General features: G+C 67.9%; 19 protein-coding genes. 10 read left to right on the top strand and 9 right to left on the bottom strand.

Features of this window, described 5'->3' with window-relative positions; all coding sequences use genetic code 11:
* Positions 1-63: 63 nt before the first annotated feature.
* Positions 64-210 (bottom strand): hypothetical protein, encoded by a 147-nt coding sequence (locus JT689_RS04980; RefSeq protein ID WP_010902638.1) that lies wholly within the window; start codon positions 208-210, stop codon positions 64-66.
* Between the two features lie 173 nt (positions 211-383).
* On the opposite strand from JT689_RS04980, the gene JT689_RS04975 reads away from it, so the two are divergent.
* From JT689_RS04975 to JT689_RS04940, 8 genes are all read left to right on the top strand, one after another.
* Positions 384-863, top strand: coding sequence for a DUF5793 family protein (locus JT689_RS04975; RefSeq protein ID WP_010902637.1), 480 nt, complete (start codon positions 384-386; stop codon positions 861-863).
* A gap of 45 nt (positions 864-908) precedes the next feature.
* On the top strand, positions 909-2,291 hold the full coding sequence (locus JT689_RS04970; RefSeq protein ID WP_205251671.1) for a phosphopentomutase/phosphoglucosamine mutase: 1,383 nt from the start codon (positions 909-911) through the stop codon (positions 2,289-2,291).
* Between the two features lie 102 nt (positions 2,292-2,393).
* Positions 2,394-3,443, top strand: a complete 1,050-nt coding sequence (locus JT689_RS04965) for a BMP family protein (protein ID WP_205251670.1) — start codon at positions 2,394-2,396, stop codon at positions 3,441-3,443.
* A gap of 24 nt (positions 3,444-3,467) precedes the next feature.
* Positions 3,468-4,988, top strand: a complete 1,521-nt coding sequence (locus tag JT689_RS04960; RefSeq protein ID WP_010902634.1) for an ABC transporter ATP-binding protein — start codon at positions 3,468-3,470, stop codon at positions 4,986-4,988.
* Positions 4,985-6,208, top strand: a complete 1,224-nt coding sequence (locus tag JT689_RS04955) for an ABC transporter permease (RefSeq protein WP_010902633.1) — start codon at positions 4,985-4,987, stop codon at positions 6,206-6,208. Before JT689_RS04960 ends, JT689_RS04955 begins: the two co-directional genes overlap by 4 nt.
* Complete coding sequence (locus tag JT689_RS04950) at positions 6,201-7,286, top strand: ABC transporter permease (RefSeq protein ID WP_136361262.1); 1,086 nt, start codon at positions 6,201-6,203, stop codon at positions 7,284-7,286. The genes JT689_RS04955 and JT689_RS04950 overlap by 8 nt, the downstream gene beginning before the upstream one ends.
* A gap of 50 nt (positions 7,287-7,336) precedes the next feature.
* Complete coding sequence (gene cdd / locus JT689_RS04945; RefSeq protein WP_010902631.1) at positions 7,337-7,741, top strand: cytidine deaminase; 405 nt, start codon at positions 7,337-7,339, stop codon at positions 7,739-7,741.
* 53 nt (positions 7,742-7,794) lie between these two features.
* On the top strand, positions 7,795-8,616 hold the full coding sequence (locus JT689_RS04940) for a nucleoside phosphorylase (protein ID WP_010902630.1): 822 nt from the start codon (positions 7,795-7,797) through the stop codon (positions 8,614-8,616).
* Here the strand turns inward: JT689_RS04940 and JT689_RS04935 are convergent.
* From JT689_RS04935 to gyrB, 6 genes are all read right to left on the bottom strand, one after another.
* Positions 8,613-9,134: a GrpB family protein gene (locus JT689_RS04935; protein WP_205251669.1), complete on the bottom strand. Its 522-nt coding sequence runs from the start codon at positions 9,132-9,134 to the stop codon at positions 8,613-8,615. The two genes, JT689_RS04940 and JT689_RS04935, sit on opposite strands and share 4 nt — an antisense overlap.
* Positions 9,134-9,289 carry a hypothetical protein gene (locus JT689_RS04930; protein WP_205251668.1) on the bottom strand — a complete coding sequence of 52 codons (156 nt, stop codon included), beginning with the start codon at positions 9,287-9,289 and terminating at the stop codon, positions 9,134-9,136. Before JT689_RS04930 ends, JT689_RS04935 begins: the two co-directional genes overlap by 1 nt.
* A 42-nt stretch (positions 9,290-9,331) precedes the next feature.
* Complete coding sequence (locus JT689_RS04925; RefSeq protein WP_205251667.1) at positions 9,332-10,501, bottom strand: NAD(P)/FAD-dependent oxidoreductase; 1,170 nt, start codon at positions 10,499-10,501, stop codon at positions 9,332-9,334.
* A 45-nt stretch (positions 10,502-10,546) separates the two neighbouring features.
* The gene (locus JT689_RS04920) at positions 10,547-11,080 is read right to left on the bottom strand and encodes an Rrf2 family transcriptional regulator (protein WP_010902626.1); all 534 of its coding nucleotides are present in this window, start codon (positions 11,078-11,080) and stop codon (positions 10,547-10,549) included.
* A 133-nt stretch (positions 11,081-11,213) separates the two neighbouring features.
* Positions 11,214-13,688: a DNA gyrase subunit A gene (gyrA, locus tag JT689_RS04915; protein ID WP_205251666.1), complete on the bottom strand. Its 2,475-nt coding sequence runs from the start codon at positions 13,686-13,688 to the stop codon at positions 11,214-11,216.
* 1 nt (position 13,689) lies between these two features.
* Positions 13,690-15,603 (bottom strand): DNA topoisomerase (ATP-hydrolyzing) subunit B, encoded by a 1,914-nt coding sequence (gyrB, locus tag JT689_RS04910; protein ID WP_205251665.1) that lies wholly within the window; start codon positions 15,601-15,603, stop codon positions 13,690-13,692.
* Between the two features lie 140 nt (positions 15,604-15,743).
* Here gyrB and JT689_RS04905 point away from each other — a divergent pair, with 140 nt between their 5' ends.
* Positions 15,744-18,158 carry a DNA topoisomerase VI subunit B gene (locus tag JT689_RS04905; protein ID WP_205251664.1) on the top strand — a complete coding sequence of 805 codons (2,415 nt, stop codon included), beginning with the start codon at positions 15,744-15,746 and terminating at the stop codon, positions 18,156-18,158.
* On the top strand, positions 18,155-19,255 hold the full coding sequence (locus JT689_RS04900) for a DNA topoisomerase IV subunit A (RefSeq protein ID WP_010902622.1): 1,101 nt from the start codon (positions 18,155-18,157) through the stop codon (positions 19,253-19,255). The genes JT689_RS04905 and JT689_RS04900 overlap by 4 nt, the downstream gene beginning before the upstream one ends.
* On the opposite strand, the gene JT689_RS04895 is transcribed toward JT689_RS04900, so the two are convergent.
* Together JT689_RS04895 and JT689_RS04890 are read right to left on the bottom strand one after the other, a co-directional pair.
* Positions 19,206-20,000, bottom strand: coding sequence for an MBL fold metallo-hydrolase (locus JT689_RS04895; protein WP_205251663.1), 795 nt, complete (start codon positions 19,998-20,000; stop codon positions 19,206-19,208). The two genes, JT689_RS04900 and JT689_RS04895, sit on opposite strands and share 50 nt — an antisense overlap.
* A 65-nt stretch (positions 20,001-20,065) precedes the next feature.
* Entirely contained in the window at positions 20,066-20,839 is a 774-nt protein-coding gene (locus tag JT689_RS04890) for an HAD-IIA family hydrolase (RefSeq protein WP_205251662.1), read from the bottom strand.
* Between the last annotated feature and the right edge of the window lie 34 nt (positions 20,840-20,873).

The raw sequence follows: 20,873 nt of genomic DNA, 5'->3' as shown, positions 1-20,873 counted from the left end.
AGCACCACGAGGTAGGCGGCGAACGCGCCCAGCACCCACGCGTTCGCGCTCCCGGCGAGCGCGTTACTCACTGTGGTCACCCGTGAGCCCGTATCGCTCTCGGAGCCGCCGCTCGCGGCGCCCCTCCCAAACGTAGTACACCACCAGCGCCACGAGGTAGGCGACGAACGGTGCGAACAGTCCGATCCAGTCGAGTGTCCCGACCGCCATGTTGTCAGCACTGAGAGTCGCCGAACCCTGAAAACCCTAACGTCGTGGGATAACTTCACCACGGCACGCGATTCAAATTGACACGCGATCACTCCCGCTGGGGAAGTCCGGGGTTGCTGTCAGCGAACGAGCGTTACGTTCATTTCCCTGTCCGCCCAAGACGCATGTAGGGAATGCGCCGGGATTATTTCGAACTCGACGTGTCAAACGTCGACTGGGTTGCGAACGGCGGCAAACCGAAACAGCCGACGGTCGTGATCGAGTTCACGGGCGATACTGACGCGCTCCGGGACCGCCTCACCGACACCACGGGGGCGGTACTGGAAGCCACGGAGACGGACGCGGCGTTCCGGCTCACGGACGCCGCCGACGACACCGACGCCGCGGGCGTCGTTTCGGTCACGAACCGCGTCACCGGTGATTTCATCCTCGAACTGAACGTCGCCGCCGACGACGTCACACAGTTCGTCCGTGCCGCCCGGCGGTACGGCGAATCCGACGCCGCACGCGACGCCGACGGGCGGTACCGCGTCGAGATCCGGGTCGACGGCACGGAGCTGGTTGTCCACGAGAAAGCCACGTTCCTCGTCTACAGCAGCGACGGCGACCTCCTGCGGGGGCGCAGCCTGATCCCCAGCGGTGTCGAACTCTAACCCCAGATAGGGATAGCTAAGTGTGCGGGCGCGCTGGCGTCGCGCATGGACGACACCGACGACGGTCGTGTCGAGCTGTTCGGGACGGCAGGAATCAGGGGGGACGCGGTCGAGACGGTCACGCCACAGCTGGCCCTGGCTGTCGGCACCGCCGCCGCAACCACCGCGCCCGGCGACACGCCGGAGTTCGTCGTCTCCCGGGACGGCCGCGAAACCGGCCCGGCACTGATCGCCGCGGTCACTGCGGGGCTGGCCGCCGGCGGTGCGCGCGTGATCCGCGGCGGCGTGTTACCGACCCCGGCGCTGGCGTACGCGAGCCGGGGGCGACGCGGCATCCAGGTGACCGCCAGCCACAACCCGCCGTCGGACAACGGCATCAAGCTGTTTGCGGACGGCCGGGAGTACGACAGCGACGCCGAGCGCGCCATCGAAACGCGGGTGGCGGCTGACACGGAGTACGCCGCGTGGGCGGAGTGGGGCAGCGCGGAGTCGGCGACGGTGCGCCCCGACTACCGGGCGGCCGTCGAGGCGTTCGCGCGCGACCACGGCGCGCCCCTCGACGGGACCACGGTCGCGGTGGACTGTGGCAACGGCGTCGCTGCGGTCGCCACCCCCCACGTCCTGCGGGCGCTCGGCGCGCACGTCGTCACGCTGAACGCCAACGTCGACGGGCATTTCCCCGGGCGGCCGAGCAAACCAACGCCCGAGACGGTCACCGACCTTCGGGAGTTCGTCGCCACCGGTGACGCGGCGTTCGGGATCGCCCACGACGGCGACGCCGACCGCATCGTCATCGTCGACGGCGACGGTGACATCGTCCACGAGGACACCATCGTCGCGATCCTCGCCGACCACTACACGCGGACCAGCGACGCCGCCGATCCGGTCGTGGTGACCACGCCGAACGCCAGCGGCCGCATCGACGACCGGGTCACGGCGGCCGGCGGGCGCGTCGAGCGCGTCCAGTTGGGGGCGCTCCACGAGGGCATCGCCGCGGCCCGCGACGACGGCGGCGACGTCGTGTTCGCGGCCGAACCCTGGAAGCACATCCACACCGCGTTCGGCGGTTGGATCGACGGCGTCACGTCCGCCGCAGTGCTGTCGCGGCTGGTCGCCGACGCCGGCGGTCTCGCGCCGCTCCGCGATCCGGTGACAGAGCGCCCCTACCGGAAGGTCAGCGTCGACTGCCCGGACGAGAAGAAAGCCGCCGTGATGGACGCCGTCGCGGACCGGCTGCCCGACGCCCACCCGGACGCCGACGTGGAAACCGAGTACGGCGTCCGGCTCGCGTTCGCCGACGGATCCTGGACGCTGGTGCGCCCCAGCGGGACCGAACCGTACGTCCGCGTGTACGCCGAGAGCAGCGACGTCGACGAGCTCGTCGACGCCGTTACCGACGTCGTGGCGTCGACCGTCAGCGACGTCTGATCGCGTCGCGGACAACAGCCACACACATATGTCGAAATCGGCCACAGTAGCTGGCGAAAGCGGCACGTTTATCATAACTTGTCACCCTCAACATTGGCACGCATGGCCGATTTCGACCGACGGGAATTCCTGAAACTAGCGGGGGGAACAGTTGGCGCATCGCTGGTCGCAGGTTGTAGTAGTGGCGGCGGCGGCGGCGACACCACGAAGGTCGGCACGGTGTACGGGACTGGGGGTCTCGGCGACGGCTCGTTCAACGACCAAGCCAAACAAGGCCTCGAACAGGCGAAAGCGGAGCTGGACATCACGTACGAGGAGTCCCAACCCGAGAGCAACTCCGAGTTCGCAACCGACCAACAGCAGTACGCCCAGGACGGCAGCTTCGATCTGGTGAACTGTGTGGGGTACGCACAGAAGGACGCACTGGCGACGAACGCCGCTGACTTCCCCGACCAGCGGTGGGCGCTCGTCGACGAAACCGTCGACCAGGACAACGTCGCGAGCTACCGGTTCCGCGAGGAAGCGGGCTCCTACCTCGTGGGCGAGCTGGCGGGGCTGCTCACCCAGCGCGAGTTCAGCGCGGGCAGCGGCGCGACCAACCCCGACGCCGCCACGGTCGGGTTCGTGGGCGGCATAGAAACCCCGCTCATCAAGAAGTTCGAGGCCGGGTTCACCGCCGGCGTGAACGACGTCAGCGAGGACATCGACGTGCTGTCGTCGTACGTCGGCAGCTTCAACGACCCGTCGGCGGGCCAGTCACAGGCACGGTCGATGTTCAACTCCGGGGCGGACATCATCTACCACGCGTCCGCTGCGACCGGCGATGGCGTGTTCCGCGCCGCACAGGACATCGGCCGGTTCGCCATCGGCGTGGACCGCGATCAGTCCGTCACCAAGTCGGATTTCGCCGACATCGTCCTCGCGAGCATGGTCAAGCGCGTCGACACCGCCGTCTACGACGCCATCAACGCGGTCGCCAACGGGAACTTCGCGGGCGGGGAGACGACCCGCCTCGGGCTCGAAGACGACGGCGTCGTGGCGGTCTACGGCGACCAGCTCGGCGCCGAGATCCCGCAGTCGGTCAAAGACGCCGTCTCGAAGAGTCGCACTGAACTCATCGCCGGGGACATCGACGTCCCGACGGAGCCGTAGCCGCACCGACACCCGACCACACTGATGACTTCGATTTCCCTGTCGGGAATCACGAAGCGATTTCCCGGCGTCGTGGCCAACGACGACGTCACGCTGACCGTCGAAGAGGGAACCGTCCACGCGCTGCTCGGCGAGAACGGCGCTGGCAAAACCACACTGATGAACGTCCTCTACGGGCTGTACGAGCCCGACGAAGGGACGGTGTCCGTAGACGGCACCGAACGGGCGTTCGACTCGCCCCGGGACGCCATCGACGCGGGCATCGGGATGATCCACCAGCATTTCATGCTCGTGGACTCGATGACCGTCGCCGAGAACGTCGTCCTGGGCAACGAACCCCGAAAGTGGCGGGGGCTGCGCGTGGACCGCGAGGCCGCTCGGGCCGCCGTCGACGACCTCTGTGACCGGTACGGCTTCGACGTGGACCCCACCGCACGCGTCGCGGACGTCAGCGTCGGCGTCCAGCAGCGCGTCGAAATCCTGAAAGCCCTCTACCGGGGGGCTGACGTGCTCATCCTCGACGAACCGACCGCTGTGCTCACACCCCAGGAGGTGGATGACCTCTTCGAGGTGCTCGGGGAACTCACCGCCGAGGGGAAGACGATCATCTTCATCACGCACAAGCTCGGGGAGGCGCTGCACGCCGCCGACGACGTGACCGTTCTGCGTGACGGCAAGACCGTCGGCGCACTGCCGACCGCGGACACCACCCGCGAAGAGCTCGCCGAGCTGATGGTCGGACGCGAGGTCTTACTCGACATCGACGCCGACGCCGGCACGCCCGGCGACACGGTGCTCGACGTGGACTCGCTCACAGTGACCGACGGGGACGGCATCGACCGCGTCGCCGACGTGTCCATGCGCGTTCGCGCCGGAGAAGTGTACGGCATCGCGGGCGTCGACGGCAACGGGCAGGCCGAACTCGTCGAAGCGATCACCGGGCTGCGCGTCCCCGACGCCGGGGCCGTGACCTTCGACGGCGAGGACGTGACCCAGCGTTCCCGCCGCCACCACATCGAGGCCGGGATGGCGTACGTGCCCGAGGACCGCCACGAGCGCGGCCTCGTGATGGATTCGGACCTCGTCGCCAACGGCATCCTCGGGAGCCAGCGCGCCCCCGCGTTCACCACCGGGAGCCGCATCGACTGGCAGTCGGCGCGCACGCACGCCACCGACGTCATCGACACCTACGACGTGCGGCCGCGCGACGCCGACGCCACCGCCGCCTCGCTGTCCGGGGGCAACCAACAGAAGTTCATCGTGGGCCGCGAGTTCGAACGCGACCCCGATCTCGTCGTCGTCATGCATCCGACGCGGGGCGTCGACATCGGCTCGACGGAGTTCATCCGCGAGCGCCTGCTTGAGCTCCGCGACGAGGGGACTGCGGTGCTGTTGGTGTCCTCGAAACTCGACGAAGTGACGAGCCTCTCGGACCGCCTCGCGGTGCTGTACGAGGGCCGCGTCATGGACGAAGTCGACCCCGACACCGTGACCGAAGAAGCACTCGGCCTCCTGATGGCCGGCCAACACCCGGAGGAACAATGAGCCAGGACACACCACGATGGCGGCGCGCGATCGCCCGGCTTGTCGACGCATCGGTGAAAGAACGCCTCGTCATCAGCGTCGCCGCGCTCGTGCTCGCGGTCGCCGTCGGCTTCGTGATCGTCACGCTCGCCGGGTTGGCGGCCTCGTGCACCACGCACCCCACCATCTTCGGCGTGCGGACGCCGTCGTGTTACGATCCGTTTGCGGTCTACAGCGAGCTGTTCCTCGGCGCGATCGGCCACCCCGAGCAGGTGTTGTTCGGGACCGGCACCTGGACGCCCCTGGATTTCCGGGTGGCGTCGCTGCTCCGGTCCACGACGCTGCTGGTGTTCACCGGGCTCGCGGTCGCGGTGTCGTTCCGCGCGGGCATGTTCAACATCGGGGTGCAGGGGCAGTTGCTCCTGGGCGCGCTCGCCGCCGCACTCGCCACCGTTTACGCCGCCCCACTCGTTCCGGGTGGCGTTGTCGGGACGCTCGTGCTCGTCCCCGTCGGCATCGTCGCGGGCGCACTCGCGGGCGGCGTCTGGGGAGCGATCCCCGGCGCGCTGAAAGCGTACGCCGACGCCAACGAGGTGATCACCACGATCATGCTGAACTTCGTGGCCGCCAACCTCGCGTACGTCGCGGTGTCGACGTGGTTCACGCCCGCCGACAGCTCGCTGGTGCAGACCGCCACCATTCCGGCCGCCGCCCGGATCCCCAACGTCCCCTTCGGGTTCCAACCACGGGACAACTTCAGCCTCCTCGGCCTGCTGTTCGCGGTGGCGCTCGTCGTCGGCGTCGCGTATCTGCTCGCGCGCACCTCGTTCGGGTACGACCTCCGCACCAGCGGCTCGCAGCCCGAGGCGGCCGCCTACGGCGGCGTCAAGGAGAAACGCACGATGGTCACGAGCATGGGCATTTCGGGCGCGCTCGGGGGTATTTCGGGCGCGATGCTCGTGCTGATGGTACAGGGGCGGTGGCTCTCGAACCTCCCACAGCTCGGGTTCGACGGCATCACCGTCTCCATCCTCGCCGGCAACAACCCGCTCGGCGTCGGGTTCGCCGCGCTCCTGTTCGGCGTGCTCAAAAGCGGGTCCGCTGCCATCGGGTTCGGGACGAACGTTCCGCCGGCGCTGGTGGACGTGCTCCGCGGACTCATCATCCTGTTCGTCGCGATGCCCGAGTTCTTCAGGCTGCTTGGCGGCCGCCTCGGCGTCGGGGGTGACGTCGATGCGTAAGCCGGACCGCGGCACCCTCATGGCCGCGCTCGGCGGGCTCGCCGCCGTCGTCGTCGCGCTCGGCGTGGTGTTCCCGGGCAGCGTCGCCGGGGAACTCCTCGGCATCGCGTCCCGCCCAATCATGGCGGAGATCGCGCTCCGGCTCGCGGTCCCCATCACGCTGGCGGCGCTGGGCGGCATCTTCGCCGAGAAGTCGGGCGTCATCAATATCGGCCTGGAGGGACTGCTCATCATCTCCTCGTTCACCGCGGTGCTCGTCGCGTGGGCGCTGGGCGGAACCACCAGCGCCGCGCTGTGGACCGGGTTCGCGGGCGGCGTCCTCGCAAGCGTGTTGCTCGCGGGGCTGTTCGCGGTGGTCTGCATCAAGTACGAGGCCGACCAGATCATCGCCGGGCTCGCGGTGTGGCTGGTGGCGCTCGGGCTCGCCCCGTTCGCGTCCTCGGTCGTGTTCGGCGGCAAGAACACGACCTCGATCAACCGCTTCAGCGAGTGGACGGTGCCGGTCCTCCACGACGCGTTCGTGAACTCCGGCGTCGGCATCCTGTCGTACGTCGGCCACGTGCTGTTGCGCGCCAACCCCATCGTCTACCTGATGTTCGGCGCGGTCGCGGTGTCGTGGTACGTGCTCAACCACACCGCCTTCGGGCGGTGGGTGGAGGCCTCCGGGGAGAACCCCAACGCCCTCGACACCGCGGGCGTGAACGTGCATCGCGTCCGGTACGCGAGCGTGCTCGTCTCGGGGCTGCTGTCCGGCATGGGCGGCGCGGCGCTTTCGGTCGGACACGTCGGGTCGTTCGTCGGCAACGGCACCACGATGATCGACGGCAAGGGCTTCATCGCGATCGCCACCTACCTCTTCGGGAACTACAACCCCTTGGGGACGTTCGGGGCCGCGATGCTGTTCTCCGGGCTGGAATCACTCCAGATCGGCATCCAGCAGTTCACGCCCTACGAGGTGCCCTCCCAGCTGATCCAAGTCATTCCCTACGTCACGGTCGTCGTGGTGCTCGTGCTCGTGGGTCGCACCCGGATCCCGGAGGCGGCCGGCGAGTACTACGAGTCCGGCGACGACCGCTGACCCGCGCCGGGAACACCGGACTCTTGTCCGTGCTCGAACTGTCATGTGGTATGGACACCGATGACCTCCTTGCGGCGGCCCGTGACGCAACCGCGGCCGCCCACGTTCCGTACTCCGAGTACAAGGTCGGGGCCGCACTGGACACCGCAAGCGGCGCGGTCTACACGGGCTGCAACATCGAGAACGCGAACTACTCGAACAGCCTGCACGCCGAGGAGGTCGCCGTCGGGAAGGCGGTCAGCGCCGGCGACACCGACTTCCAGCGCCTCGCGGTCACGTCGAGCCAGCGGGACGCGGTGACGCCGTGTGGCATGTGCCGCCAGACGCTCGCGGAGTTCGCCGCCGACGACCTCACGATCCTCTGTGACAGCGGCGACGACACCGCCGGCGTGGTCACGTACACGCTCGGCGAGCTGCTGCCGGACACCATCACGGCGTCGAACCTGGACGCGTAGCGCAGCGGGCGCGAACACCAAGACACTTTGCGGGCGCACATCGAAGCGGGTGTATGCCCGGAACGAGCGAGGACCCCAACGACGAGGTCCAATACCACCTGGAAGTCGCCGCCGAGGACATCGCTGACGCCGTGTTGTTGCCGGGGAACCCGGAGCGAGTCGACACCATCACGCCGCTGTGGGACGACCACGAGGAGATGGCCCACCACCGCGAATACCGCACCGCGACCGGCGCGTACGACGGCACGCCGATCTCCGTCACGTCGACGGGCATCGGCTCCCCGTCGGCCGCCATCGCCGTCGAAGAACTCGCGCGGGCGGGCGCTGACACGTTCATCCGCGTCGGATCGTGTGGCGCGCTCCAGGCCGACATGGAACCCGGCGACCTGGTCATCACGCGCGGCGCGGTCCGTCAAGAGGGCACGACCGACGAGTACGTGCGCGAGGACTACCCGGCAGTCGCCGATCACGAAGTCGTCGCCGCGCTGATCGCCGCCGCCGAACGCCTCGGCCACGACTACCACGTCGGGCTCACGATGTCTGCGGACTCCTTCTACGCCGGCCAGGGCCGCGACGGCTTCGAGGGGTTCCGCGCGCCCGGCGCCGACGCAATGCTCGACGAACTCCGCGACGCGAACGTGAAGAACATCGAGATGGAGGCCGCCGCCATCTGCACGCTCGCGAACGTCTACGGCCTGCGCGCCGGTGCCGTCTGCTCGGTGTTCGCGAACCGCGAGACCGGCGAGTTCCTCACCGAGGGCGAGTCCACCGCTTCGGAAACGGCGAGCCTGGCGGTCCACCTGCTCGCGAAAATGGACCAGCGGAAGGCGGCGGCAGGCGTCGACCAGTGGCACGCTGGCATGAGCCTCGACTAATCCGAGTCCACGAGCGCTAGCATGCGCTCGATGGACGCACTCTTCGCCGCCGTGTACGCGCGCCGGTCGTCGGCGTGTTCGGCCGCCAGTTCGCGTTTCAACTCGGCGTACTCCTCGCGGCGGTCGGGGCTGCTGCGGAGGGCGTCCCGGAACGCGATCTGCTCGCGATAACAGTCGCTGTCCCGAGTGACCAGCGAGAGGTAATGCGTGCGCTCCGAGCGCGGCCCCTTCGCGAGGAACACGCGATCGGGCACGTCGTCGTTCGGCCGGTGCTCGTAGCCGTGAGCCGCCAGCACCACGGCGAGGTCGTCGGCAGTCGAGTCGTCGTCAACGACGGCGAGCACGTCGATGACGGGTTTCGCTGGCAGGCCGTCGACGGCGGTGCTACCCACGTGCTGGAAGTCCAGCACCCGGTCGCCGACGAGTTCGCGGAGGCGCTGGGCCTCGCGCTTGTAGGCGTCGTGCCACGCCGAGTCGTGGGGTTCCAGTTCGACCGTGTCGCGCGCTAACCCGACCATCACTCACGCGGCCCGGCGTCGTCCGAAACGAAAACGCTGTCTTGATCTGAGAAGTACACGTCAAGCGCTCGGAGCGCGCCGATGTAGGCACCGAACGAAACGAGTGTTACCGAGACGAGCGCACCGAACGCGAGTCCAACTAGGCCGGAGGGCATACCGGTGCTTCGTCGTGCCGGTACTCGAAAGTTACTGTTCGATTACAGTGCGTCCCACGCCTTCATCGCGCGCGACCACGACGTGATCTTCGCGATCCAGCGCGCCGCCGCGCCCTTCTTCAGCACTTTCGCCGGCATGTTCCCGAACGTCCGGATCGGCGCTGCGATCCCGCTCATCTCCACGTCGTGTGCGATCGCCGTCTCACCCACCGACACCAGGGTGCCCTGGTCCTCGTAGGTCCACGTCTCCAACGGTCGCCCCTCCATGGCGCGCGCGACGTTGCGCGCGACCACGTCGGCGGCCTGCCAGGCGGCCTGCGCCGTCGGCGGCGCGACGTCGTCACCGCCCTGGGAGATCATCGAACAGTCACCCACGGCGAACACGCGTTCGTCGTCGGCTTGTAGCGTCGACGACGCCTGTAGGCGGTTGTGCTCGGCGTCCATCTCCACGTCGCTGAGCTCGCTCGGCCCGGTGACGCCGCCGGTCCACACGAACACGTCGTAGTCGAGGCTGTCCCGCTCGTCGAACTCGATGGCGTCCTCGGACGCCGCCGTGATCGGGTCGTCGGTGAGGATGGTCACGCCAGCGTCCTCCAACCGGTGGCGGAGCGCGCCCTGGATCTCGCTGTCGCCCGGCGGGAAGATCTCCGGCAGCGCCTCCACGAGCGTGACATCGATCGGCGCGTTGTGGCGGTCGCGGAACTCCGCGACCTCGCCCGCGCTCTGGATGCCGGACAGCCCCGCGCCGCCGATGACGACGTTCGCCGGGTCGTCACGGGTCGCGTCCTGGGCGGCCTCCCGGACCTGCTCGTGGATCTCCATGGCGTCGTCGAGGCTCTTCAGCGTCAGTGGGTGTTCGGCCATCCCCTCGATGCCGTAGGTTGCGGTCTCCGAGCCGATGCCGACGACGAGATAATCGTACGCGACGTCGTCGCCGTCCGCAAGCGAGACGCTGCGCTCGTCGGTGTCGATGTCCGTGACCGAATCCTCGATGAACTCCGTGGTTCGGGATTTGATGTCCTCGACGGGGATCGTGATCTTCTCCTGGACGCCCGGATCACGGATCACCCGGTGGGCCTCGTGCAACACGAGGTGGTAGTCCGTGTCGGCCACCCAGACGAGTTCCGCGTCCGGGCCGAGTTCGGACTCGAGCCCTGCGATTGCCCCCGCACCAGCGTACCCCGCACCGAGAACAACGACTCGCGTGGTCATAGCCAGGATTCGGTGGGCCGGTGATACAAAGCCTGCGATAGTGACTCAGTGCGCCGGTTCGTCTGCCGGGGCTTCCATCGCGTCGATCTTCAGGATGACGACGCCTTTCGCGTCGTCTTTCCCGTCGACAGTGCCTGACACCTGGAGTTTCGACAGCGGGGTCGGTCCAACGATCACGCTGTCGCCGTCGTGGATGTCCCGGATGGAGCCACGGAAGTGGACTTCTGCCCGACACAGCTCGGGGTGGTGGACGCTCGTCAGGTTCACTTTCTTGACGTTCACGTCGGTGATGTCCTCGCCCTCGTGGGTCACGGGCACCTCGGCCGCCGAGTCGAGTTGCTGGATGTCGAGCGCCTCGTAGGCGTCGACTGTTGGCTTGTATCCACCTTTCGGCCCCGGGACACCCTCGACGAGCTGGAGTGCTTTCAGGCTCTGCATCTGGTTCCGGATCGTCCCCGGGTTGCGGTCGACCTCATCGGCGATCGCCTCGCCTTTCACCGCGGTCTCCTGTTGGGTGTAGCGGTCGACGAGCGCGCGAAGGACGGTCTTCTGGCTAGCGGTCAGCTCGATTGATGACATGCCGTGGCGTTCGCCGCAGACGCACTTCAAACCCGCGATGGTGTTGATTCCAGTTTATTCGCGGGGCAGCCATCCACACGCTCCTGAAACAGTCTCCCGGGCGGCGGCGTTCGCGAGCGCGGTCGCCGTGGCGCTACTCTTCGCCGTCGGCCTGGTCGGCGGCGCGCACGGAGACCCCCGCAACCTCGTCGCCCGACCCGACGGCCATGATGTTGACGCCCTTCGTGTTCCGGCCCACCGTCGAGATCTCGTCGACGGGCATCTGGATGATCTGGCCGTCCGCGCTCATCACGACGAGACTGTCGTCGTCGCCGACCGCGTCGACGGAGACGACGTCGCCGTTCCGGTCGCCCGTCTTGATGTCCACCAGCCCCTTGCCGTTCCGGGACTGGGAGCGATACTCGCCGATGCGGGTGCGCTTGCCGTAGCCGAACTCGGTGACCGTCAGGAGGCTGCGGTCGTCCTCGGATTCGACCGCGGCGACGCCGGCGATCCGGTCGGCCGCGTCCAGATCCATGCCGCGAACGCCGCGCGCGTTGCGCCCCATCGCGCGCACGTCGCCCTCGTCGAAGCGGATCGCCATCCCCGCCTCGCTGCCGAGGATCACGTCGTGGCTGCCGTCGGTCACCTCGACGTCCGCGAGCGCGTCGCCGTCCTCCAGGTCGATGGCGATGATCCCCGTCGAGAGGATGTTCCCGAACTCGCCGACGCTGGTGCGCTTGACGTAGCCGTTCCGGGTCGCCATCGTGAGATACTCGTCGTCGGCCTCGAAGTCGAGGTCGTCGGCGGTGACGACCGCCGAGATCTCCTCTCCGTCGTCGAGATCGAGGATGTTCACCGCCGACGTTCCCCGCGCCGTTCGAGACATCTCCGGCACCTGATAGACCTTCAGTCGGTAGACCTGGCCCTGGTCGGTGAAACACAGCAGGTAGTCGTGGGTGCTCGCCGTGAACACCGTCGAGACGCGGTCGCCGTCCTTCAGATCGGAGCCGATGATCCCCTTCCCGCCGCGGTGCTGGGCGTCGAACGTCTCCGCGGGCACGCGCTTGATGTAGTCGCCCTCGCTGAGCACCACCACCGTGTCCTCCTCCGGGATGAGGTCCTCGTCGGCCACCGTGCCCGTGTCCTCGATGAACGACGTGCGGCGCTCGTCGGCGTACTGGGTTTTGATCTCCCGGAGCTCGTCTTTGATCACGTCGAGGAGCTCCTGCTCGCTGCCGAGGATCTCTTCGAGGCGCTCGATGCGCGCGGTCACGTCCTCGTACTCGGATTCGATGTCCGCCGCCTCCATGGACGTCAGGCTGCCCAGTTGCATCCGCACGATGTGGTCGGCCTGGTCCTGCGAGAAGTCGAACGCCGACTTCAGCGTCTCCTTGGCGGCGTCGCGGTCCTCGGCGTCCTGGATCAGCTCGACGACCTCGTCCGCGTTCTCCAAGGCCGTCAGCCGGCCGTCGAGGATGTGTGCGCGGTCCTCTGCCTCCCCCAGGTCGTGTTCGCTGCGGCGGCGCACGACCTCCTTGCGGTGGCTGACGTACTCCGCGAGCAGCTCTTTCAGCGTCAACACCTTCGGCTCGCCGTCGACGAGCGCGAGGTTGATGACGCTGAACGTCTTCTCGAGGTGGCTCTCGAGCAGCCGGTTCTCCACGACGTCGGTGTTGGCCTTCTGCTTGAGGTCGATGACGATGCGGACGCCGTTGCGGTCGGACTCGTCCCGCAGGTCCGTGATCCCCTCCAGCTTGCCGTCCCTGACGTCGTCGGCGATGCGCTCGACCAGCGTTGACTTGTTCTGCTGGTAGGGCAGCTCCGTGATGACGATGCTGTCCCTGCGGCCGTTGCTCTCGACGTGGTATTCGGCGCGCATTCGCACGCGACCCCGGCCCGTCTGGTAGGCCTGCTTGACGTCCGCCCGCCCGACGATGTTTGCGGCCGTCGGGAAGTCCGGGCCCTTCACGTACTCCATCAGATCCAGAACCGTGCAGTCGGGGGTGTCGATGAGGTGGATGGTGGCGTCGATGACCTCCCCGAGGTTGTGCGGCGGGACGTTCGTCGACATGCCGACGGCGATGCCCGACGAGCCGTTCACCAGCAGGTTGGGGAACGACGACGGCAACACCGCCGGCTCGGTCAGGCGGTCGTCGTAGTTGGCCTGGAACGCGACGGTGTCTTTCTCGATGTCGGTCAGCAGCTCCTCGGCGATGGGGGCCATCCGGGCCTCCGTGTACCGCATCGCTGCGGCCGGGTCGCCGTCGACGCTGCCGAAGTTCCCCTGGCCGTCGACCAGCGGATACCGCATCGAGAAGTCCTGGGCCATCCGCACCAGCGCGTCGTAGATCGGCGAGTCGCCGTGTGGGTGGTAATCACCCATGGTGTCCCCGACGATGTTCGATGACTTCCGGTGGCCCGACCCGCTTGTCACGCCGGACTCGTGCATCGCGTAGAGGATGCGACGATGCACGGGCTTGAGGCCGTCCCGGACGTCCGGGAGCGCGCGCCCCGCGATGACGCTCATCGCGTAGTCGATGTACGACTGCTCCATCTCCTCGTCCACGCGCACGTTCTTCACTCGATCCGCCACGTCGTCGGGTACGTCTGGTGATTCGGAACTCATCTTAGATGTCGACCCATTCGGCGTCGCCGGCGCGCTCCTGAATGAACTGTTTGCGTGGTTCGACGGCGTCCCCCATCAACACGGAGAACATCTTGTCCGCGGCCGCCGCGTCCTCGACGGTGATGCGCTTGAGGATGCGGTTCTCGGGGTCCATCGTGGTGTCCCAGAGCTGCTGGGGGTTCATCTCTCCGAGGCCCTTGAACCGCTGGACCTGCGTGGGGTTGCCGTTGCACTGCTCCTCGACGATGCGCTCGCGGTCGGCCTCCGTCATCGCGTCGTAGGTGTCCCCGCGGTATCGGATCCGGTACAGCGGCGGCTGGGCGGCGTAGACGTATCCCGCCTCCAGCAGCGGCTTCATGTGCCGATAGAAGAACGTCAACAGCAGCGTGCGGATGTGCGCGCCGTCGACGTCGGCGTCGGTCATCATGATGATGTTCTCGTAGCGCAGCTCGTCGATGTCGAACTCGTCGCCGATGCCGGTGCCAAGCGCCGTGATGATGTGGCGGAGTTCGTCGTGTTCGAGGATCCGGTCGAGGCGGTGTTTCTCGACGTTCAGGATCTTCCCCCCGAGCGGGAGGATCGCCTGAAACCCGGGGTTGCGGCCCTGTTTCGCGGAGCCGCCGGCGGAGTCGCCCTCGACCACGAACAGCTCGGCGTCTTCGGGGGCTTTGCTCTGGCAGTCCGCCAGCTTCCCCGGGAGGCTCGTGGAGCCCAGCGCGGACTTCCGGCGCGTGAGCTCCTCGGCTTTCTTGGCTGCTTTTCGGGCTTTCGCGGCTTCGACGGCCGTCCGCACGACCGCCTTGGCGGTGGCGGGGTTCTCCTCGAAATACGTCCCCAGGCCGTCGTTGACGGCGCGCTCGACGATGCCCCGGACTTCGCTGTTCCCGAGTTTGGTCTTGGTCTGGCCCTCGAACTGGGGGTCGGGGTGTTTGACGGAGATGACCGCAGTCAGCCCCTCCCGGATGTCGTCGCCGGTGAGGTTCTCGCCGTCGAGTTCCGACAGCAGGCTGTTGTCGTTGGCGTAGTCGTTGACGGTGCGCGTGAGCGCCGTCTTGAACCCAGTGAGATGCGTGCCACCCTCCCGCGTGTTGATGTTGTTCGCGAACGCGTGCGTCGACGACTGGACGTCCTCGGAGGCCTGCATGGCGATCTCGACGGAGATGCCGTCGTCCTCACCCTGGAAGTAGATGACGTCGTCGTGCAGCGCATTGCGGGTCTCGTTGAGGTATTCGACGAACTCCCGGATGCCGCCCTCGTACTCGAAGGTGGACTGCGTGGGCTCGTCGCCGCGCTCGTCGGTGAGCGTGATCTCGACGCCGGAGTTCAGGAACGCCAGCTCACGCAGCCGGTTTTCGAGCGTGGAGAAGTCGTACGCTGTCGTCTCGAAGATCTCGCTGTCCGGACGGAACCGGATGAGCGTCCCGGAGTCGTCGCTATCCCCGACGTGTTGGAGGTCGGTAACCGGTTCGCCGCGCTCGAACTGCTCGCGGTACCGCGCGCCGTCCCGGGAGACTTCCACCGCGAGGCGCTCGGAGAGGGCGTTCACCACGGAGACGCCGACACCGTGTAGGCCGCCGGACACCTGGTAGGACTTCGCGTCGAACTTCCCGCCGGCGTGCAACACAGTGAGAATGACTTCCACCGCCGGTCGGTCGTACTCCTCGTGGGTGGCCACCGGGATCCCACGGCCGTCGTCGGTGACGCTCACCGAGCCGTCGTCGTGCAGCGTTACGTCGATTCGATCACAGTACCCTGCAAGCGCCTCGTCGATGGAGTTGTCCACGACCTCGTAGACGAGATGATGCAGACCACGAGCGTCAGTGGAACCAATGTACATCGCTGGCCGCTTCTGGACGGCTTCGAGCCCCTCCAGAACCTGAATTTGGCCAGCGCTGTACTCGCTTTGATCAGACATGAACGTTAGACCACAGTAGACGGTCGGGTGGTAAAAAAGGCTCGCACGCGTGTGCGCGTGTGCCGACTGTGGGCCCGGTTTCACTTTCACCCCGGCACCGCTGGTGTTTTAGCCGCTGGTCGTGAACCACGGGACACTGAATGACGTCGTTCCAGTCGACACTCGACGACGACGAGGACGGCATCGCGGAGGAGCTTGCCGCGAGCCAGCGCGAGATCTCCGTCGCCGAGTTCTTCGAGAAGAACAAGCACATGCTGGGCTTCGACTCCGGAGCCCGGGGGCTCGTCACGGCCGTCAAAGAAGCCGTGGACAACGCCCTCGACGCCACCGAGGAGGCGGGCATCCTCCCCGACATCTACGTCGAAATCTCGGAGGGACGAGACTACTACACCCTCATCGTGGAGGACAACGGGCCGGGCATCACCAACGCACAGATCCCGAAGATCTTCGGGAAGCTGCTGTACGGGTCGCGGTTCCACGCCCGCGAGCAGAGCCGCGGCCAACAGGGCATCGGGATCTCCGCGGCGGTCCTGTATTCGCAGCTGACGTCGGGGAAGCCGGTGCGCATCGAGAGCCGGACCCAGGACTCCGAGACCGCCAACGTCTACGAGCTCATCATCGACACCGACACCAACGAGCCGGAGATCAGCGCTGAAACGGAGGTTTCGGCCGCGAAAAGCGACCTCCGGGGGACGCATGGCACGCGCATCGAGATGGCCCTCGACGCGAACATGCGGGCTCGCGGGCAGCTCCACGACTACATCAAACACACGGCGGTCGTGAACCCACACGCCCGCATCGAGTTACAGGAGCCCGGCGGCGAGCTCAAATCAGAGCGCGCCGAGGAGGCCAGCCTGCCCGCCGAAACCGACGAAATCCTCCCCCACCCGCACGGCGTCGAGCTCGGCACGCTCATCAAGATGCTGGCGGAGACGGATTCACACTCCGTCTCGGGGTTCCTGCAGTCGGAGTTCACGCGCGTCGGCTCCAAGACCGCCACCGGCATCATCGACGCGTTCCGCGACGAGCATTTCGGCCGTGAGATGCGGTGGCGGCCGCCCGCCGACGCCGACCTCGAAGCGACGGTGGCCGACGCCGTTGCGAACAAGGACGCCACACACACGGCCGTGTTCGCGCGGACGGTCGCCGACGCCGTCCGGGACGCCGACAGCATCGCGCCCGCCGAGTTGGGGGCGCTCGTCGCGGACGCAGCCGCCGACGCACAGGACGACACCGGCACGTCGTTCGGCGAGACCGTGCAGGCGAACGTCGTGGCCGCCGTCCGGGACGCGCTCACCAGTGACCGCGTCGCCGACGTGCTCGGCCCGGTCGATGAGGCGACGACCGTCCAGAAAGACGACGCCACCGTACGCGGGCTCGCCGAGCGGATCGCCGCGAAGTTCGAGTCCGATGGTGACACCGACCGCGTCACGCGGGACACCCTCGACGAATACGTCTTCCGGGCCGCCGAGAACACCGCCGAGTACGCCGACGCCACGATCGGTGAGACGGCCCGCGAGAACGTCGCCGACGCGCTCTGGGCGCGCATGGCAACGGTGCCCGACGACCCCCCGAACACGAGCGCGCTCGCCGACGACCGCGACGCGGCCAGCGACCTGCTGGCGGCGATGGCGTCGGTCAGCGTGATGGCCCCGCCGACGTCGTGTCTGTCGCCGATCGAAGCCGACCAACTGGAGGCCGGGCTGCGCACGGAGTTCGACGCCGACTTCTACGCGGCGGCCACGCGGGACGCCGACGTGCACGGCGGCGATCCGTTCATCGTCGAAGCCGGCATCGCGTACGGCGGCGACATCGACAGCGAGGGCGGCGTCCAGCTGATGCGGTTCGCGAACCGCGTGCCCCTCGTCTACCAACGGGGCGCGTGCGCCACCACCGACGTGCTCGGGGACATCGGGTGGCGCAACTACAACCTCAGCCAGCCCGGCGGCTCGGGGCTGCCACAGGGGCCGGCGGTCATCATGGTGCACGTCGCCTCGACGAACGTGCCGTTCACGAGCGAATCCAAGGACGCCATCGCCAACGTGCCCGAGATCGAGGCCGAGATCGAGCTGGCGGTCCGGGAGGCCGCCCGCGAGCTGAAATCCTTCCTGCAGAAGCGCCAGTCGATGCGGAAACGCCAACAGAAACAGGACGTCATCATGGACATCCTGCCGACGATGGCCGAAAAAGTCGGCGAGCTGACCGGCCGCGGCGGCGTCGACGTGTCGGACTCGCTTGCCCGCATCATGAACAACGTGCTCGTCGAGCGTGCGCGCAGCGACGACGGGCAAACGGTGACGCTGCGCGTGGAGAACCACGGCACCGGGAGCGTGGACGTCGATGTCACCGACATCGTCTCCGCGGAACCCGACGGCGTCGGCGACGACGCCAGCGTCGTGGCGATGGACGACGAATACTTCGTGAAGTGGACGCCCGCTGTGGCCGGCGACGACGCCGCGGAGCTGACGTACAGCGTCGACGCTGACGCGGACTGCGAGCTCTCCGTATCGGGCGTTGCGGACGCACGACTCACCGTATCCGAGGCTGACACATGAGCGAGACACACACCTCCGACGAGACCGAGGCCCGCGACCAGTTGCTGGCGATCGCCGAGCAGTTCTACGACCAGTTCGCCGACGGCGACATCCCCCGGATGTCGCTGCCGACGCGCTCGAAATCCAACATCGAGTACGACGAGGACGCCGACGTCTGGGTGTACGGTGACAGCCAGTCGACGCGCTCGGCGAACTCGGTCCGTGGCGCTCGGAAACTGTTGAAATCCGTCTACACGGTCGATTTCCTCGCCCAGCAACTCGACGAGGGGCGGTCGTCGACGCTGCGTGAACTCTACTACCTCTCGGAGTCCTGGGACGAGGCCGAAGCCCAGTTCAACGACCAAAGCGAGAGCGACAAGCTCGTCGAAGACCTCGAAATCGTCTCCGGGGTGAAACGGGAGGACTTCCACATGCGCCCCGAGGAGTCCGGCGCGAAGGTCATGGGGCCGCTGCGGCTGCGCGAGCAGACCCGGCGGGGCGACCGCGAGATCCACTGCCAGGAGGACGTCGGGCAGGGCGGCTACCAGATCCCGAACAACCCGGACACGATCGACTTTCTCGACACCGACGCCGACTTCGTGCTCTGCGTGGAGACCGGTGGGATGCGCGACCGGCTCGTGGAGAACGGCTTCGACGACGACTACAACGCCATCGTCGTTCACCTCGGCGGCCAGCCCGCCCGCGCCACCAGGCGGCTCACCAAGCGCCTCCACGACGAACTCGACCTCCCGGTGACCGTGTTCACCGACGGCGACCCGTGGTCGTATCGCATCTACGGCTCCGTCGCCTACGGTTCGATCAAGTCCGCACACCTCTCGGAGTATCTCGCCACCCCGCAGGCGCAGTTCATCGGCATCCGCCCCCAGGACATCGTCGACTACGACCTGCCGACGGACCCGCTGAGCGACTCCGACGTCAACGCCCTCGAATCGGAGCTCGAGGACCCCCGGTTCCAGAGTGACTTCTGGACCGAGCAGATCGGCCTCCAGTTGGACATCGACAAGAAGGCCGAACAGCAGGCACTGGCGTCCCGCGGCCTGGACTTCGTCACGGACACCTACCTCCCCGAGCGCCTCGCTGAGATGGGCGTGCTGTAGACGCCTGTTCGTCAAGCGCCACCGGCACCCCGCTGCTCGCCACGGCGCTGGCGAACCTGCGGCCGTCGCCGGTCAGGCGCTCGACGGTGTTGTAATGGATCGGCACAGCCAGCGCCGGGTCGAGCCGATCGGCGAGGTCCGCGGCCTCCGTTTCTCCCATCGTGATGCGGCGGCTGATCGGTGCCAGCAACACGTCGCAGTCGATGGCGTCGTGGCTGGCGAGGGCGTCGGAGGCACCCGGCCAGAAGACCGTCGTGTCCCCGCGGGTGAGCGTGTACCCGCAGCCGACGCCGGGTGGGTGTAGGGACGTGCCGCCGGGCTCGTCGGGTGCCGTCTGGGCCTCGGTCACGGTGAGCGCGACGCCGGCGGCTCGCTGGCGGGCCCCGTACTCGACGCGCCTGACGTCGTAGTCCAGGGCGTCGACCGGTGTGACATCCCGGCTGGTGGTGGCGGCGTCGATCGCGTCGTAGACGACGACCGTCGCGTCCGCGCTGGCGACGCGCGCGATGCCGTGGGGGTCGTAGTGGTGGGCGTGCGTGATCACGACGAGATCGCCGTCCTGGGCGCGGTACTCCGCCCCCGGCGGGTGCTCGTGCGCCCCCTCGAAGCCGCCGGGCGTCCACTCGCCGGTGAGCACGCCGTACCGGCCGGGATCGGTGTAGGCGACGGTGCCGTCCGCCCACTCGATGCGCGTGGTCGCGTACCCGAGCCAATCAACGGTCACGCCGGCGGCAGTGACTGTCATAGCGTCGTGTACGCTCGGTGTGGATAAATGGCCGGCCGTGATTCCCAGCGCGTTGGCCACCGGGGTTACGCGATCAGCCGCCCGATCTCGCCCAGCGAATCGAGGACGTGGTCGGGCTGAGCGTGAGCGGGCGCGGCGGCGTCGACGCCCGTGCGAACCAGCGCCGTCGTCATCCCGGCGGCCGCACCCAACGCCACGTCCGTGTCCGGTCGGTCGCCGACGACCAGACACTCCGCCGGCGGGACGCCGAGGCGGTCGACCGCGAGCCGCGCAGTCGTCTCGGAGGGTTTGCCGAGCACCGCGTCCGGGTCGCGCTCGGCAACACCCGCGACGGCCTGCACGATCGCCCCCGACCCCGGTTTGGCTCCGTCCGCGGCCGGGATCGTGATGTCTGGGTCCGTGCCGACGAGCGCCGTGGTGCCGTCCGCGAACGCGTCGACCGCGGCCTGGAGGTCCTGAAAGCCGAACGCCGGGTCGAACCCGGCGACGACCACGTCGGCGGCCACCGGATCGGCGGTGATGGCGACGCCGGCGGCGCGCAGTTGGGCCGTGATCGCGTCCGCGGCGATGGGGTACACTGCCGCGCCGTCGTGGGATCGCTGGAGGTACGTGATCGTCGCGTCGGTCGCGGTCAGTACCTCACTCGGGGTGGCGTCGACGCCGAGGCCCTCCAGGCGGGCGGCGTGCTCGCTGGCCGGTCGCATGGGGTTGTTCGTCAGGAACAACACCGCGTTGGCGTGCTCGCGGAGCGCGGCGACGCCCGCCTCGGCACCGGGCAGCAGCGTGTCTCCACGGAGGACTGTCCCATCCAGGTCCAGAACGACGCCACGGTAGGTCACGTGGGTAGTGTGGGCGCGTGGGCGTGAAGGTCTT

This window comes from Halobacterium sp. GSL-19 (assembly GCF_016917855.1).
Taxonomy (GTDB): Archaea; Halobacteriota; Halobacteria; order Halobacteriales; family Halobacteriaceae; genus Halobacterium; species Halobacterium salinarum.
Note: the sequence above shows the minus strand (reverse complement) of the source record. Positions and strands in the feature narration are given on the sequence as shown.

What these genes read in the sequence shown, in the direction of transcription:
- JT689_RS04980 (WP_010902638.1), bottom strand. Translation starts at nt 210, where the DNA reads ATGGCGGTCGGGACACTCGACTGGATCGGACTGTTCGCACCGTTCGTC.
- JT689_RS04975 (WP_010902637.1), top strand. Translation starts at nt 384, where the DNA reads ATGCGCCGGGATTATTTCGAACTCGACGTGTCAAACGTCGACTGGGTT.
- JT689_RS04970 (WP_205251671.1), top strand. Translation starts at nt 909, where the DNA reads ATGGACGACACCGACGACGGTCGTGTCGAGCTGTTCGGGACGGCAGGA.
- JT689_RS04965 (WP_205251670.1), top strand. Translation starts at nt 2,394, where the DNA reads ATGGCCGATTTCGACCGACGGGAATTCCTGAAACTAGCGGGGGGAACA.
- JT689_RS04960 (WP_010902634.1), top strand. Translation starts at nt 3,468, where the DNA reads ATGACTTCGATTTCCCTGTCGGGAATCACGAAGCGATTTCCCGGCGTC.
- JT689_RS04955 (WP_010902633.1), top strand. Translation starts at nt 4,985, where the DNA reads ATGAGCCAGGACACACCACGATGGCGGCGCGCGATCGCCCGGCTTGTC.
- JT689_RS04950 (WP_136361262.1), top strand. Translation starts at nt 6,201, where the DNA reads ATGCGTAAGCCGGACCGCGGCACCCTCATGGCCGCGCTCGGCGGGCTC.
- cdd (WP_010902631.1), top strand. Translation starts at nt 7,337, where the DNA reads ATGGACACCGATGACCTCCTTGCGGCGGCCCGTGACGCAACCGCGGCC.
- JT689_RS04940 (WP_010902630.1), top strand. Translation starts at nt 7,795, where the DNA reads ATGCCCGGAACGAGCGAGGACCCCAACGACGAGGTCCAATACCACCTG.
- JT689_RS04935 (WP_205251669.1), bottom strand. Translation starts at nt 9,134, where the DNA reads ATGGTCGGGTTAGCGCGCGACACGGTCGAACTGGAACCCCACGACTCG.
- JT689_RS04930 (WP_205251668.1), bottom strand. Translation starts at nt 9,289, where the DNA reads ATGCCCTCCGGCCTAGTTGGACTCGCGTTCGGTGCGCTCGTCTCGGTA.
- JT689_RS04925 (WP_205251667.1), bottom strand. Translation starts at nt 10,501, where the DNA reads ATGACCACGCGAGTCGTTGTTCTCGGTGCGGGGTACGCTGGTGCGGGG.
- JT689_RS04920 (WP_010902626.1), bottom strand. Translation starts at nt 11,080, where the DNA reads ATGTCATCAATCGAGCTGACCGCTAGCCAGAAGACCGTCCTTCGCGCG.
- gyrA (WP_205251666.1), bottom strand. Translation starts at nt 13,688, where the DNA reads ATGAGTTCCGAATCACCAGACGTACCCGACGACGTGGCGGATCGAGTG.
- gyrB (WP_205251665.1), bottom strand. Translation starts at nt 15,603, where the DNA reads ATGTCTGATCAAAGCGAGTACAGCGCTGGCCAAATTCAGGTTCTGGAG.
- JT689_RS04905 (WP_205251664.1), top strand. Translation starts at nt 15,744, where the DNA reads ATGACGTCGTTCCAGTCGACACTCGACGACGACGAGGACGGCATCGCG.
- JT689_RS04900 (WP_010902622.1), top strand. Translation starts at nt 18,155, where the DNA reads ATGAGCGAGACACACACCTCCGACGAGACCGAGGCCCGCGACCAGTTG.
- JT689_RS04895 (WP_205251663.1), bottom strand. Translation starts at nt 20,000, where the DNA reads ATGACAGTCACTGCCGCCGGCGTGACCGTTGATTGGCTCGGGTACGCG.